14 protein-coding genes are annotated in these 13,994 nt (G+C 70.5%); 5 read left to right on the top strand and 9 right to left on the bottom strand.

The features are described 5' to 3' along the window. Nucleotides 1–11 precede the first annotated feature (11 nt). The gene (locus JHN63_RS21305) at nt 12–656 is read right to left on the bottom strand and encodes a TetR family transcriptional regulator (RefSeq protein WP_200682707.1); all 645 of its coding nucleotides are present in this window, start codon (nt 654–656) and stop codon (nt 12–14) included. 171 nt (nt 657–827) lie between these two features. Between JHN63_RS21305 and JHN63_RS21300 the strand changes: the two genes are divergently transcribed. Continuing rightward, a complete protein-coding gene (locus tag JHN63_RS21300) occupies nt 828–2,057 on the top strand; it encodes an acyl-CoA dehydrogenase family protein (RefSeq protein ID WP_033278259.1) in 1,230 nt (409 codons plus the stop codon). A gap of 53 nt (nt 2,058–2,110) precedes the next feature. On the opposite strand, the gene JHN63_RS21295 is transcribed toward JHN63_RS21300, so the two are convergent. The 8 genes from JHN63_RS21295 to JHN63_RS21260 form a co-directional block, all read right to left on the bottom strand. Further along, nucleotides 2,111–2,632, bottom strand: coding sequence for a cupin domain-containing protein (locus tag JHN63_RS21295; protein ID WP_200682706.1), 522 nt, complete (start codon nt 2,630–2,632; stop codon nt 2,111–2,113). 7 nt (nt 2,633–2,639) lie between these two features. Continuing rightward, nucleotides 2,640–3,854: a cytochrome P450 gene (locus tag JHN63_RS21290; protein ID WP_200682705.1), complete on the bottom strand. Its 1,215-nt coding sequence runs from the start codon at nt 3,852–3,854 to the stop codon at nt 2,640–2,642. Between the two features lie 7 nt (nt 3,855–3,861). Next, on the bottom strand, nt 3,862–4,926 hold the full coding sequence (locus tag JHN63_RS21285; RefSeq protein ID WP_200682704.1) for a type III polyketide synthase: 1,065 nt from the start codon (nt 4,924–4,926) through the stop codon (nt 3,862–3,864). A gap of 286 nt (nt 4,927–5,212) precedes the next feature. Beyond that, a complete protein-coding gene (locus JHN63_RS21280) occupies nt 5,213–5,449 on the bottom strand; it encodes a DUF6213 family protein (RefSeq protein ID WP_079309507.1) in 237 nt (78 codons plus the stop codon). Nucleotides 5,450–5,474: 25 nt separating this feature from the next. Further along, nucleotides 5,475–6,860, bottom strand: a complete 1,386-nt coding sequence (locus JHN63_RS21275; protein ID WP_200682703.1) for an NADP-dependent succinic semialdehyde dehydrogenase — start codon at nt 6,858–6,860, stop codon at nt 5,475–5,477. Between the two features lie 74 nt (nt 6,861–6,934). Next, nucleotides 6,935–7,405, bottom strand: coding sequence for an NUDIX domain-containing protein (locus JHN63_RS21270; protein WP_200682702.1), 471 nt, complete (start codon nt 7,403–7,405; stop codon nt 6,935–6,937). Next, nucleotides 7,402–8,940 (bottom strand): ATP-dependent DNA ligase, encoded by a 1,539-nt coding sequence (locus JHN63_RS21265; RefSeq protein WP_200682701.1) that lies wholly within the window; start codon nt 8,938–8,940, stop codon nt 7,402–7,404. Before JHN63_RS21265 ends, JHN63_RS21270 begins: the two co-directional genes overlap by 4 nt. Before the next feature lie 29 nt (nt 8,941–8,969). After that, nucleotides 8,970–9,893: an NAD(P)/FAD-dependent oxidoreductase gene (locus tag JHN63_RS21260; RefSeq protein ID WP_200682700.1), complete on the bottom strand. Its 924-nt coding sequence runs from the start codon at nt 9,891–9,893 to the stop codon at nt 8,970–8,972. Between the two features lie 78 nt (nt 9,894–9,971). Between JHN63_RS21260 and JHN63_RS21255 the strand changes: the two genes are divergently transcribed. From JHN63_RS21255 to JHN63_RS21240, 4 genes are all read left to right on the top strand, one after another. Continuing rightward, a complete protein-coding gene (locus JHN63_RS21255) occupies nt 9,972–10,550 on the top strand; it encodes a helix-turn-helix domain-containing protein (protein ID WP_200682699.1) in 579 nt (192 codons plus the stop codon). 105 nt (nt 10,551–10,655) lie between these two features. After that, complete coding sequence (locus tag JHN63_RS21250) at nt 10,656–11,633, top strand: NADPH:quinone oxidoreductase family protein (protein ID WP_200682698.1); 978 nt, start codon at nt 10,656–10,658, stop codon at nt 11,631–11,633. Beyond that, nucleotides 11,630–12,814, top strand: coding sequence for an acyl-CoA dehydrogenase family protein (locus tag JHN63_RS21245; RefSeq protein ID WP_200682697.1), 1,185 nt, complete (start codon nt 11,630–11,632; stop codon nt 12,812–12,814). Before JHN63_RS21250 ends, JHN63_RS21245 begins: the two co-directional genes overlap by 4 nt. After that, nucleotides 12,811–13,893 carry an acyl-CoA dehydrogenase family protein gene (locus JHN63_RS21240; RefSeq protein WP_200682696.1) on the top strand — a complete coding sequence of 361 codons (1,083 nt, stop codon included), beginning with the start codon at nt 12,811–12,813 and terminating at the stop codon, nt 13,891–13,893. Before JHN63_RS21245 ends, JHN63_RS21240 begins: the two co-directional genes overlap by 4 nt. The last annotated feature ends 101 nt before the right edge of the window (nt 13,894–13,994 follow it).

Here is a 13,994-nt window from a genome sequence, read left to right as displayed (position 1 = left end):
AAATACGACCCCTAGAACCCCGGCCCACCCACCTTGTCCCCGGCGGCAGCCAACCGCCCCCACAGCAGGTCGGCCAGACTCCGCACCAACTCGGGCCGGGAGCAAGGCCGTTCACCGAGCCACCAGTCCCCGGCCGCATGCATCATCCCGACGATCCCGTGCCCCCACACCCGAGCCAGCTGCTGGCTGTTGGGACCGAGATCCACCCGCTCCTCGATGACCTGGGCCAACTCCTCGCCCATCCGCCGAAGCAGCGGAACCGAGTGATTCCCGGTGTCGAATCCCTGGTCGGTGGACTGCCCGTCCACGACGGGATGCATCAGGAACCGGTACACCTGGGGCAGCGCCTCGATCGCGGCGAGGTAGGTGTCCAGCGTGGCCTCGACCCGCTCCCGTCGCTCGGCGGGAGCGTCCAGCGCGGCCCGCAGCGACGACAGCAGCGCGTCCGTGTGCCGCTTGGCGAGGGCCGCGTACAGTCCGCCCTTGTCCCCGAAGTGCCGGTACAGAATCGGCTTCGTAATACCCGCTTCCGCGGCGATCGCGTTCATCGAGGCCTGCGGACCGTCACGCAGCACCACTCTGTCCGCGGCCTCCAACAGCTCACGCCGTCGGCGGTCGGCGGACCGTTGCTGATCGGTCCGCTGCGTGGTGTCCATGATCTCTCCCCACCCGTGCTGAATCGGTGACGCCTGCGCAAACTAACACTCAACGCCCTCAACAGCTCGAACGGGCTGCCGAGCGGTCATCGGGAGTTGACTTTTCCTACCGGTCGGTAACAGACTCTCGTTACCGCAAGTAACATATGCTAGTGCGCCGCTGGAGGAGTCATGGCCGAGTTCACCATGGAACTCAACGACGAACAGAAGGAGGTGCGGGACTGGCTGCACGGCTTCGCCGCCGATGTCATCCGCCCCGCCGCCGCCGAATGGGACGAGCGTGAGGAGACTCCCTGGCCGGTCATCCAGGAGGCCGCGAAGGTCGGCATCTACTCCCTGGACTTCTACGCCCAGCAGTACTTCGACCCCACCGGCCTCGGCATACCCATGGCCATGGAGGAACTGTTCTGGGGCGACGCGGGCATAGCCCTCTCCATAGTCGGCACCGGCCTGGCCGCCGTCGGCGTCCTCGCCAACGGCACCGAGGAGCAGATCGGCACCTGGATTCCCCAGATGTACGGCGACGCCAACGACGTCAAGGTCGCCGCCTTCTGCTCCTCCGAGCCCGACGCCGGTTCCGACGTGGCCTCCATGCGCACGCGTGCCGTGTACGACGAGGCCAAGGACGAGTGGGTGCTCAACGGCACCAAGACCTGGGCGACCAACGGTGGTATCGCCAACGTCCACGTCGTCGTAGCGGTCGTCGACGCGGACCTCGGCTCCAAGGGCCACGCCTCCTTCATCGTCCCGTCGGGCACACCGGGTCTGTCCCAGGGGCAGAAGTTCAAGAAGCACGGCATCCGCGCCTCGCACACCGCCGAGGTCGTCCTGGAGGACGTGCGCATCCCCGGCTCCTGCCTGCTCGGCGGCAAGGAGAAGCTGGACGAGCGCCTCGCCCGCGCCCGTGAGCGCGCCAAGGCGGGCGGCGGCGAGCGCGTGAAGAACGCCGCGATGGCCACGTTCGAGGCGTCGCGCCCCGCGGTCGGCGCGATGGCGGTGGGCACGGCGCGCGCTGCCTACGAGGTCGCCCTCGACTACGCGATGACGCGTGAGCAGTTCGGCCGCCCGATCATCGACAACCAGGGTGTCGCCTTCCAGCTCGCCGACATGCGTACGTCCATCGACGCGGCCCGGCTGCTCGTGTGGCGGGCGTCCTGGATGGCCGTCAACGGCAAGCAGTTCACGGCGGCCGAGGGGTCGATGTCGAAGCTGTTCGCCAGCGAGACGGCGAAGAAGGTGACCGGGCAGGCGATTCAGATACTCGGCGGTAATGGTTACACCCGTGAGTATCCGGTCGAGCGGATGCATCGGGACGCGGCGATCTACACGATTTTCGAGGGCACGAGTGAGATCCAACGTCTGGTGATCGCGCGGACGTTGTCGGGAATGCCGATTCGCTGAGTCGATATCTGCGGGCCGGTGGGGTCCGGCCCGCAGCCAACGAATTACGCGATCTACCGGTGTTTGAGAGGCGTCAACTGCTCGATGTCATATCGTGCACGCAGCTCCTCGATGGCCGCATGATCCGGCGGCCCCCCACCCCCGAGAATCTCCAACAGCTCCTCGAAATACCGCTCGTGATCCGGCGGCGGAGACGCCTGGAAGAACATCTTCGCCGCCGTCTCCGTCGGATTCGAGAACGCGTGCGGACACCCGGGCGGCACGACGATCACCGTCCCCGGAGTCGCCCGCACCACCCGGGAGCCCGAACTCGACTCCCAGCGCTGCCAGTTGTCCGGTGTACGGATCCGCGGCTCGAAGGCGAGCACGTCCAGCTCGCCTTCGAGCACGTAGAACAACTCCTCGCTGCGCGTGTGCACATGGGCGCCGACGTCGAACCCCGGCGGCACCACCACCTCGAAGGTCGACGCGGTCCGCGAGTGCGACCCGGTCACCTTGAACGTCACGTGCTGCGCCGGTGTCTGTACGATCCGGCCGTGCCCCGGCGGCACCAGCAGCCCCTCCGTCGCCGTCATCGGCACCTCACCACGTCACGGGCAGGGCCTCGGGCCCGCGGATCAACGCGCCCTTCTTGAACGGCACTTCATCGGCCGGAACCGCGAGCCGCAGCCCGGGCAGCCGGTCCAGCAGGGCGTCCACCAGCAGTTCGGACTCCAGCCGGGCCAGCATGTTGCCGGGACAGAAGTGCGGGCCGAAACCGAAGGAGACGTGCGGGTTCGGGCTGCGCGAGAAGTCGATCTTCTCGGGGTCGGGGAAGACGTCCGGGTCGCGGTTGGCGGCCAGGTACGACACGTACACCGGGTCGCCCGCCCGCATCCGTACCCCGCGGATCTCCACGTCCTCCATGGCGATCCGGGACAGCCCGACCGCGTTGCGGTGCGGGATGTACCGCAGCAGCTCGTCGATGGCCTGGGGTCTCGACTCCGGCTCGGCGCGCAGTCGTTCGACGAGATCCGGACGGGTCAGCAGCAGGTAGAACATCTGCCCGCTGTTGTTGGTGACCGCCTCGCCGCCGATCTGCAGCAGCACCGCGAGCCCGACCGCCTCCTCCAGCGTGATCTCCTCCCGGCCCACGGCGGCACCGAGCAGCGAGGCGACATCCTCACCGTCGCCGCCCTCCCGCAGGCCGATGAGATCGCCGAAGTAGGCGCCCATCTCCTCCTTCGCCTTCTCGCTGACCTTGGCGCCGTGCGAGGAGGACAGGATGAGCTGGGTCCAGGTGTGCATGCCGTGCCGGTCGGCCGCAGGCACACCCATCAGCTCGCAGATCACCGCGATCGGGAACGGACTCAGCACGGTCTCGGTGAGGTCGGCCGGCGGTCCGTCCTGGAGCAGCTCGTCGATCAACTCGTCGAGCAGCAGCCGGGATTGCTCCCGCACCCGCTCCACCCCGCGCGCCGTGAACGCCGGGGCGACCGAGCGCCGTAGCCGCGTGTGGTCCGGCGGGTCGAGGAAGCCGACCGCGCCGCGCGCCGGGATGAAGTGCGGGGCGAGCCGGGTCACCGGCTGGTCCATCACCGCCTCGCGGCTGAACCGGGGATCGTTGGCGACCATCCGCACGTCGTCGTGCCGGGTGACCAGCCACGCCCAGCCCTCGCCGTTGGGCAGCTTGATCCGGTTGACCGGACCCTCCCGCATCAGCTTGGCGAGGACCGGGTCGAAGTCCACCCCGGTCAGGTCGAGGGCCGGCCAGGGCCGGACCGGGGGCAGGGTCTCGGTGAGCGTCTCTTCAGTCATGCGCTGCTCAAGCCGTCTCTCGGTCGTCGTTGTGCCAGCGGCCCAGGGCCATCTCGGCGGTGATGCCGGGTCCGAACCCGGCGAGCAGTCCGCGTGCCCGGTGTTCGGCGCCGCCCTCGTCGAAGAGCCGGCGCAGCGCGTCCAGCACGACGGCGCTGGCGATGTTGCCGTACTCGGTGAGGGTGGCCCGGCTGAACCGGAACGCGTGCGGGTCGACCTGGAGGAACTTGCTCAGGTCGTCGAGTATGCGGGGCCCGCCCGCGTGGACTATGTAGAAGTCCAGGTCGGCCGCGTCCCAGCCGTGCAGTCCCGCGAGGTCCTGGAGCGCCGGGGCGAGGGGCTCCATGGTGGCCGGCACCCGCTTGTCCAGCAGGAAGTGGAACCCGGTGGCCCGGACGTCGTACATGATCCACTCTTCGGTCTTGGGGATCAGGTACGACCCGTTGCGCTCCAGCTGGATGCCCGTCCCGCCCCGCCCGCGCACCACGGCCGCGGCGATGCCGTCGCCGAACAGTCCGTTGGAGAGCAGGGAGCCGATGCCGAGGTCGGTCGGCTGGTAGCACAGCGAGCAGAACTCGCAGGCGACGATGAGCGCGTTGGCGTCCGGGTACGCCGTGCAGAAGTCGTGCGCCCGGTTGATCGCCGCACCGCCGGCCGCGCAGCCGAGCTGGGCGATCGGGATCTGGCGGGTGGTGGACTCGAAGGCCATCTCGTTGATCAGCCAGGCCGTGAGCGAGGGCATCATGAAGCCCGTGCACGAGACGTAGATGATCACGTCGATGTCGGTGGTGAGGAGCTCCGCCTCGTCGAGCGCGCGCTGGACGACCGCCGGGACCCGGGCCTTCGCCTCGGCCGTGTAGATCCTGTTGCGGTCCTCGAACCCGGGGTGCTTCAGGGTCTCCTCGATGGGCTGCACGATGTGCCGGGTCCGTACACCGGTGTTCTCGATCAGCCGGAGGGCCAGCGGCAGGTTGGGGTGGTCCGCGTGACGGGAGCGCGCCAGCTCCAGCGTCTCCTCCATCGTGATCACGTGCTCGGGAACCGACACCGAGGGCTTGCACAAAGTCGCCATGAACCGTCCCTGCTTTCGCCTTCCGGAAGGCCTTCGCCCGCCGGTCAGAAGGTGGTTCACCTCAGAGGGTGGTGCACCCACGATCACCCGGGAGGACGACGATCTCGCGGTGGACTACTCCAATTCAGGGACACGCTCATAAAGACAGGATCAGTGAATCCTGTGAAAACAGAGGGGCAACCTCTGGATCAAGGCTCAGCACCACCCCTTAGGGGCGCGGGGCTGTATCGATGCGCGGCTCCGCCGCGTGGGCGCGACCAGCCCCCACCGGCGGCCACTCGGCGAACTACGACGCGCCCCCACTGCTGTGCGCAATACACGCGACGTCGATCCGGTCGGCAAGCTTCGCCAGCTCAATGGTCAGAGCGGCAACCGTGTCCTCGTCCAGCCCGTCCTCCCCGGCCTCGACAAGGTGCAGCCACCGACCGCCCACGGTACGGAGAAGTTTGCTCACATCGGCCGCAGCCACCTGCAAGGTCCCGCGGTCGTCGACGATCAGAGGCAGAGTCACTTCGCGGTTCACACAGGGGATCGTAGCCGCGGAACGCTCACGCTCCGTGCCATACCGTGGTGATGTTGCAGAACTCCCGGATTCCGTGCCCCGACAGCTCCCGCCCGTACCCGGACCGCTTCACCCCGCCGAACGGGAACGCCGGATGCGACGCCGTCATCCCGTTGACGAACACCCCACCGGCCTCCAGGTCCCGTACGAAACGCTCGACTTCCGCCTCGTCCCGCGTCCACACGTTGGAACTCAGCCCGAACGGCGTGTCGTTGGCGAGGAGGACCGCCTCGTCCAGGTCGGCGACCCGGTACAGCGTGGCGACGGGGCCGAACGCCTCCTCGCGGTGGATGCGCATCTCGCGGGTGAGGTCGGCGAGGACGGTCGGCGGGTAGTACCAGCCGTCCCCGTCGGGCCGCTCGCCGCCGCACAGCACGGTCGCGCCGCTCTCCACCGCGTCGTCGACGAGTTCCTCCAGATCGCTCCGGCCCGCCTCGCTCGCGAGCGGTCCGACCTCGGTCTCCTCCTCCAGCGGATCACCGACCGTGAGCGCCTTCATGCCGGCCACGAACCGTTCGGCGAACGCGTCGAAGACATCGGTGTGCACGATGAACCGCTTCGCGGCGATGCACGACTGCCCGTTGTTCTGCACCCGCGCGGTCACCGCGATCTTCGCGGCCCGGTCGATGTCGGCGGACGGCATGACGACGTACGGGTCGCTGCCGCCCAGTTCCAGCACCGTCTTCTTGACCATGTCCCCGGCGACGGACGCGACCGCCCGCCCGGCCGGCTCGCTGCCGGTGAGGGTGGCCGCCTTCACGCGCTCGTCGCGCAGGATCTCCTCGATCGCGCCGGAGCCGACCAGGAGGGTCTGGAAGCACCCCTCGGGGAAGCCCGCGCGGTGGAACAGGTCCTCCAGGTAGAGGGCGGTCTGCGGGACGTTCGACGCGTGCTTGAGCAGGCCGACGTTGCCCGCCATCAGCGCGGGCGCGGCGAAGCGGATCACCTGCCAGAGCGGGAAGTTCCACGGCATCACCGCGAGCACCGGGCCGAGCGGCCGGTACCGCACCAGGGCCCGCGCGCCGCCGGAGTCCTCGACGTCCGCCGCGTCGGGCTCCTCGTCGGCGAGGAGCCCCTCGGCACGGTCGGCGTACCAGCGCATCGACTTCGCGCACTTGGCGGCCTCCGCGCGGGCCTGCCTGACCGGCTTGCCCATCTCGGTGGTCATGATCCGGCCGATGTCCTGCTGGTCCTCGTCGAGCAGATCGGCGGCCCGGTGCATGAGCCGCGCGCGCTCGGCGAAGGCGGACGTCCGGTAGGCGCGGAAGGTGGCCTCCGCGAGCTGGAGCCGTCGCTCGATCTCCTCGTCACCCATGGCCTCGTACGTCTTGAGCGTCTCGCCGTTGGCCGGGTTGACCGTCGCGATGGGCATGGCTGACCTCCTGGAGCGGGCTGTGCTTCGACCTTCCCGCGCGGCGCGGGGGACCGCAACGCGTGAGTGGCTGCTCAGTCCGAGTGCTCCGCCAACCGGTCGAGAAACGTGGCCTGCGCCGGAACGATGACGGCCCGCGCCCGTTCGAGGCCCAGCCACTCCACCCGGTCCAGCTCCGGGAACTCCTGGACCTGCCCCGACTTCGGCGGCCACTCCATCGAAAAGGTGCCGGGAACCATGGCCGCCGGATCCAGGTCCGCCTCGATCGCCCACGCGGTGACGACCTTCCCGTTGCTCTGCCGCACCTCGCCGAGCGCGATCGCCTCGCCCTCCGGCGGTGCGAGCCCCAGCTCCTCCTGGAACTCACGCCGGGCCGCGTCCCAGGCCGGCTCGTCGGGTTCGTACTCACCCTTGGGCACACTCCACGCCCCCGCGTCCCGGCGCGCGAAGAACGGGCCACCCATATGCCCGAGCAACACCTCCAGACCGTGATCGGTGTGCCGGAACAACAGCAACCCAGCACTCCGCTTCCCCTTGCCACTCACGGCTTCACCTCCGGATGCGCGGCCAGCAACGTCTCCACCGTGTCAGCTTCCTCCGCCCGCTTGTCCTCCCGATAGCGCACGACCCGTGCGAAACGGAGCGTGACACCGGCCGGGTACCGGGTCGACCTCTGCAGTCCGTCGTACGCGATCTCTACGACGAGTTCGGGCCGTACGGTCACCACGTGTCCGTCGCTCTCCACGGCCAGCTCCTGGAGGCGCTCGGTCTGCCAGGTCAGCACGGCGTCGGTCATGCCCTTGAAGGTCTTGCCGAGCATCGCGAAGGAGCCGTCGGGGTTGCGGGCGCCGAGGTGGAGGTTGGAGAGCTTGCCGGTACGGCGGCCGTGGCCCCACTCGGCGGCCAGCACGACCAGGTCGAGGGTGTGGACGGGCTTCACCTTCAGCCAGGAGGCGCCCCGGCGGCCCGCGCTGTAGGGCGCGTCGAGGCCTTTGACCACGACCCCCTCGTGGCCGCGCCGCAAGGTCTCGGCGAGGAAGGCCTCCGCGGCCGGGACGTCCTCCGGACCGGACGCGAGGGTGCGCCGGACGCGCATCGGCTCGGGCACCAACCGGGCCAGTTCCGCGTGCCGTTCGGCGAACGGCAGGTCGAGCAGATCGCGGCCGTCGACGGACAGCGCGTCGAAGAACACGGGGGAGACGGGGACCGTCCCGGCGGCCGTCGCCACGTCCACCCGGGAGCCGACCCGGCCGGCCGTCTCCTGGAAGGAACGCGGTCGCCCGTCCTCGTCGAAGGAGATGACCTCACCGTCCAGGATGAACCGCTCGCCTCTCAACTCCAGCGCGGCGGCGGTGAGTTCGGGCAGCCGGTCGGTGATGTCGTCAAGGGTGCGGGTGTAGAGCCGTACGACCTCGCCGTCGCGGTGGACCTGGACGCGGATGCCGTCGAGCTTCTCCTCGACCGCGCAGGCACCCAGCTTCTCGACCGCCTCGGCGACGGACGTGGCGCTGTGCGCGAGCATCGGCAGGACCGGGCGGCCCACGGTCAGTCGGAAGCGGTCGAGGGAGGCGGGTCCGTCCGCGAGCAGGGCCTCGGCCACGGTCTGGAGCGAACCCGCCAGCATCACGGCACGCCGAACGTCCGTCGCGGGCGCGCCCGTTGCCTCGGCCAGCCCCTCCACGGCGACCGCGTCCAGCGCGCCCTGCCGGACCTCGCCGGTGATCAGACCGAACAGGAAGCGCTGCTCGTCGGCGGTGGCAGCGCCCATCAACTCGCCGACCAGGCGGGCGCGTTCGGCCTGCGAACCGGCGCCCGACACCTTGCCGAGAGCGGTGAGCCGGGCGTCCACCTCGCGCACGGTCAGGGTGGGTTCCGGGGCCGGTGCGACGGACCGGCTCAGCACCTTCCAGCCGATACCGAGCCGGCCCTGGGGCAGGCGGCCCGCCAGGTACGGGATGACGATCGGGACGTCGTCGGCCTCCGCGTCCCGGAAGAGCTCCGCGAGCAGGGCGATCTTCCGGGACCGCGCCGAGGTGGCGGCGACCTCCTGGGACACATGCGCGAGCCGGGTCAGCAGCATGCAGCCATCGTGCAACGGAGGCGGGCGCTCTACACCCCGGCGTGCGCGTCGAGGTCGGTCATCAGCAGCTCCCCGTTGATGGTGGCGCCCGCGCGGTAACCGGCGGAGGCCGCGTTCACGACCTGCTCCCCGAAGCCCATCGCGTTGCCGACCGCCCACACCCCGGGCACGCTCGTCAGACCCGTCGGGTCGACCACGGGGTACGTGCCGAACGGGGTCTCCTGCATGTCGGCGCCCAGCTTCTCCAGGAGGCCGGTCTGCGGGATCGGGCGGGGCGCCACGAACACGGCCTCGCGGGGATGCGCGGTGCCGTCCGTGAGGCGGACGCCGGTGAGCCGGTCGTCGGCGACGACCAGTTCCGCGACCTCCCCGGGCACTACGGCGACCCCCGCGGCGGCCAGTCTGCGCAGGTCGTCGTCCGTCAGCTCGGACTCGGCGACCGTGTGCAGGAACAGGGTGACGTCCTTGGACCACTGCGAGACCATCAGCGCCTGGTGCACGCTCATCGGTGTCGTCGCGAGCACACCGAAGGCCTGGTCGCGGACCTCCCAGCCGTGGCAGTACGGGCAGTGGATCACATCACGCCCGAAGCGCTCGGCGACTCCGGGGACGGCCGGCAGCTCGTCCTTGAGGCCGGTCGCGATCACCAGCCGCCGCGCACGGACGGTCTCGCCGCCGGCGAGGGTGACCGCGAAGCCACCGGTGATGTCGACGACCCGGTCCCGGACCAGCTCGACGCCGTAGCGCGCGATCTCCTCGCGGCCCAGAGCCAGGAACTCGGCGGGTGACATGCCGTCCCGGGACAGATAGCCCTGCATGTGCGCGGCGGGCGCGTTGCGCGGCTCGCCCGCGTCGACGACCAGTGTGCGGCGCCGGGACCGGCCCAGGACCAGCGCGGCGGACAGGCCGGCGGCGCCGCCGCCGATGACGATCACTTCGTATGTGTCGGTCACGGTGACCACCTCCACTCAGAAGGTCGCCCCGAACCGACCGTATTGACAAACGCGTTTGCCGAAACTGCAATAACGGTCATGAGCGACGACACGGACGAGGTCCTGGCGGAGGTCGGCCCCCGACTGCGGCGGATCCGGAAGGAGCGGGGCGCGACCCTCGCCGGACTCTCGGAGACGACCGGCATCTCGGTGAGCACGCTGTCCCGGCTGGAGTCCGGGCTGCGCAGGCCCAGCCTGGAACTGCTGCTGCCGATCGCGCGGGCCCATCAGGTGCCGCTGGACGAACTGGTGGGGACACCGCCGGTGGGCGATCCCCGGGTGCGGTCCGAGCCGATCCAGCGGCACGGACGCACCTACTGGCCCCTCACCCGCCAGCCGGGCGGGCTCCAGGCCTTCAAGGTGCTGGTGCCCCAGCGGCAGGAGGAACCCGATCTGCGCACCCACGAGGGCTACGAGTGGCTGTACGTGATGTCGGGACGGTTGCGGCTCGTGCTCGCCGAGCACGATGTCGTGCTCGCGACGGGGGAGGCCGTCGAGTTCGACACACGGGTGCCGCACTGGTTCGGGTCCACGGGCGAGGGTCCCGCGGAGTTCCTGAGCCTGTTCGGCCCGCAGGGGGAGCGGATGCACGTACGGGCGAAGCCCCGGCGGTCGTGACCCGTCGCCGCAGTTCGTGACACACGCGACTGTTCCCTGATCGGCAAGCGACCGCTTAGTATGCGACCGAGCCGGTAAGACAGAGCAGTCCCGTGGAGGCCCCGCATGCAGGCATGGCAAGTGCACCAGAACGGCGAGCCGAGTGAGGCGATGCGCCTGGCGGAGGTGGAACGGCCCACGCCGGGCGACGGCCAGGTCCTGCTCAAGGTGCGCGCCGCGAACATCAACTTCCCGGACGTCCTGATGTGCCGCGGCCACTACCAGGTCAGGCCCCCGCTCCCGTTCACCCCCGGCGTGGAGATCTGCGGCGAGACCGAGGACGGCCGCCGCGTGATCGCCAACCCCGCGCTGCCGTACGGCGGTTTCGCCGAGTACGCCGTCGCGGACGCCGCCGGTCTGCTGCCCGCGCCCGACTCGCTGGACGACGCGGAGAGCGCCGCACTCCACATCGGCTACCAGACGGGCTGGTTCGGCCTCCACCGCCGTGCCCACCTGGAAGCCGGCGAGACCCTCCTCGTGCACGCCGCCGCCGGCGGGGTCGGCAGCGCCGCCGTACAGCTCGGCAAGGCCGCCGGAGCCACCGTCATCGGTGTCGTCGGGGGCGCCGAAAAGGCGGTCGTGGCAAGGGAGTTGGGCTGCGACGTCGTGATCGACCGCCGTGCCGAGGACGTCGTCGCGGCCGTCAAGGCGGCCACCGGTGGGCGCGGTGCCGACGTGATCTACGACCCGGTCGGCGGCGACGCCTACACGCAGTCCACGAAGGTCGTCGCCTTCGAGGGGCGGATCGTCGTCGTGGGCTTCGCCAGCGGCACGATCCCGAGCCCGTCGCTCAACCACGCCCTGGTGAAGAACTACTCGGTCCTGGGCCTGCATTGGGGCCTGTACGCCACCAAGAACCCGAAGCTGATCCTCCACTGCCACGAGCAGCTCACCGACCTGGCCGCCCGGGGTGTCATCAAGCCCCTGGTGAGCGAGCGCGTGCCGCTGGCCGGTGCGGCCGCCGCCGTGCAGCGGGTCGCCGACGGTGTCACGACAGGCCGGGTCACCATCGTGCCGTCGTTGGAGAACGGAGCCGCCGCATGACCATCGACACAGCTGAACTCAGGCGTCGCACGGCCGAGTTGCTGGCCGCACACCCACCCCTGGAGACCGACCGCCTCGACTTCCTGAAGGCCCGCTTCGACGCCGGTCTGGCCTGGGTGCACTACCCGGAGGGCCTCGGCGGCCTCGGCGCCCCGCGCGCCCTCCAGGCCGTCGTGGACGCCGAGTTGTCGGCGGCGGGTGCTCCCGACAACGACCCGCGCCGCATCGGCATCGGCCTCGGCATGGCCGCCCCGACGATCCTCAAGTACGGCACGGACGAGCAGAAACAGCAGCTCCTACGGCCCCTCTGGGTCGGCGAGGAGGTCTGGTGCCAGCTCTTCAGCGAGCCCGGCGCCGGGTCCGACCTGGCCGCGCTCGGCACCCGGGCCGTCCGCGAGGGCGAGGACTGGGTCGTCAACGGGCAGAAGGTGTGGACCTCCAGCGCCCATCTCGCCCGCTGGGCCATCCTCATCGCGCGCACCGACCCGGACGTGCCCAAGCACGCGGGCATCACCTACTTCGTCTGCGACATGACCGACCCCGGCGTCGAGGTCAGGCCGCTGCGCCAGATCACCGGCGAGGCCGAGTTCAACGAGGTCTTCCTCACGAACGTCCGGATCCCCGACGCCCATCGCCTCGGCGAGGTCGGCGACGGCTGGCGGGTCGCGCAGACCACGCTGATGAACGAGCGCGTCTCCATCGGCGGCATGCGCATCCCGCGCGAGGGCGGCATGATCGGCCCGATCAGCCAAACCTGGCGCGAGCGACCGGAGTTGCGCACCCACGACCTCCACCAGCGCCTCCTCAAGCTCTGGGTGGAGGCCGAGGTCGCCCGGCTCTCCGGCGAGCGGCTGCGCCAGCAGCTCGTGGCGGGCCAGCCCGGTCACGAGGGCGCCGGCATGAAGCTCGCCTTCGCCCGCCTCAACCAGGAGATCAGCGGCCTGGAGGTCGAACTCCGGGGCGAGGAAGGCCTGTTGTACGACGACTGGACCATGCGCCGCCCGGAACTGGTGGACTTCACCGGCCGCGACGCCGGCTACCGCTACCTCCGCTCCAAGGGCAACAGCATCGAGGGCGGGACCAGCGAGGTCCTGCTGAACATCGTCGCCGAACGCGTCCTGGGCCTGCCGGCCGAGCCGCGCACCGACAAGGACGTCGCCTGGAAGGACCTCGCCCGATGACCGATCTTCTCTACTCGGAGGAGGAAGAGGCGCTGCGCGCCGCCGTCCGGGACCTGCTCACCGACCACTGCGACGCCGCGAGTGTCATCACGCGCACCGAGTCGGACGCCCCGCACGACCTGTCCCTGTGGAAGTCCCTCGCCGACGGCATGGGCCTGGCCGGCCTCCTGGTGCCCGAGGAGAAGGGCGGCCAGGGCGCCACCCACCGCGAAGTCGCCGTCGTCCTGGAGGAGTTGGGCCGCGCGGTCGCCCCCGTCCCGTACCTCACCAGCGCGGTCGTCGCCACCGAGGCGCTTCTCGGGTGCGACGCGGACGACCTCCTCGCCGAACTGGCCTCCGGCCGCAGGATCGGCGTCCTCGCCGTCTCCCTGGGCGTCGCCCCGGGCGCCGCCCACAAGGCCGTACGGCACGAGAACGGTTCCCTGCACGGGGAGTTGACCGGGATCGCCGACGCTGCCGCCGCCGATGTGCTGCTCGTGCCGGGCGACGACGGCGGGCTGTACGCCGTCGACGCGGGCGCCGTGACCGTCGTACCGCAGGTGTCGCTGGACCTGACGCGGCCGCTCGCGACGGTTTCCCTCGACGGGGCGCCCGCGCGCCGGATCGGGGACGCCGGACCCGCCGTACGGCGTGCTCTGCGGGCCGGGGCCGGGCTGCTCGCGTCCGAGCAACTGGGTGTCGCCGACTGGACGTTGACGGAGACGGTCCGGTACCTCAAGGAGCGCAAGCAGTTCAACCGGCCCGTCGGCGGGTTCCAGGCGCTCAAGCACCGGCTGGCGCAGTTGTGGCTGGAGGTCGTCAGCCTGCGGGCCGCCGCGCGCAACGCGGCCGACGCCCTCGCGACCGGTGACGACACGGATGTGGCGGTCGCTGTCGCGCAGGCCTACGCGGCGTCCGTCGCCGTCCACGCGGCCGAGGAGGCCGTGCAGTTGCACGGCGGCATCGGCATGACGTGGGAGCACCCCGCCCACCTCTATCTGAAGCGGGCCAAGGCCGACTCGATCGCCTACGGCACGGCGGGCGCCCACCGTGAGGCGCTGGCCGAACTCGTCGACCTGCGAGCGCCCCGACCATCATGAGGTGAGGCCCGCGAGAAGCCCGTCCCACCTGGGGCGGGCTTTTCCGTGCGCCACCGCCGAAGGAGTGAACACGCGAGGGCAGTCCGGCCAACTCCTGTCAG

The sequence above is a fragment of the Streptomyces sp. MBT65 genome, assembly GCF_016612545.1.
Taxonomy (GTDB): domain Bacteria; phylum Actinomycetota; class Actinomycetes; order Streptomycetales; family Streptomycetaceae; genus Streptomyces.
The sequence above is the reverse complement of the archived record's forward strand: the minus strand, read 5'-3'. Positions and strand labels throughout refer to the sequence as shown.

Coding starts and splice junctions, on each gene's coding strand:
- JHN63_RS21255 (WP_200682699.1), top strand. CDS start 9,972: ATGAGCGACGACACGGACGAGGTCCTGGCGGAGGTCGGCCCCCGACTG.
- JHN63_RS21305 (WP_200682707.1), bottom strand. CDS start 656: ATGGACACCACGCAGCGGACCGATCAGCAACGGTCCGCCGACCGCCGA.
- JHN63_RS21290 (WP_200682705.1), bottom strand. CDS start 3,854: ATGACTGAAGAGACGCTCACCGAGACCCTGCCCCCGGTCCGGCCCTGG.
- JHN63_RS21295 (WP_200682706.1), bottom strand. CDS start 2,632: ATGACGGCGACGGAGGGGCTGCTGGTGCCGCCGGGGCACGGCCGGATC.
- JHN63_RS21285 (WP_200682704.1), bottom strand. CDS start 4,926: ATGGCGACTTTGTGCAAGCCCTCGGTGTCGGTTCCCGAGCACGTGATC.
- JHN63_RS21275 (WP_200682703.1), bottom strand. CDS start 6,860: ATGCCCATCGCGACGGTCAACCCGGCCAACGGCGAGACGCTCAAGACG.
- JHN63_RS21265 (WP_200682701.1), bottom strand. CDS start 8,940: ATGCTGCTGACCCGGCTCGCGCATGTGTCCCAGGAGGTCGCCGCCACC.
- JHN63_RS21245 (WP_200682697.1), top strand. CDS start 11,630: ATGACCATCGACACAGCTGAACTCAGGCGTCGCACGGCCGAGTTGCTG.
- JHN63_RS21300 (WP_033278259.1), top strand. CDS start 828: ATGGCCGAGTTCACCATGGAACTCAACGACGAACAGAAGGAGGTGCGG.
- JHN63_RS21250 (WP_200682698.1), top strand. CDS start 10,656: ATGCAGGCATGGCAAGTGCACCAGAACGGCGAGCCGAGTGAGGCGATG.
- JHN63_RS21240 (WP_200682696.1), top strand. CDS start 12,811: ATGACCGATCTTCTCTACTCGGAGGAGGAAGAGGCGCTGCGCGCCGCC.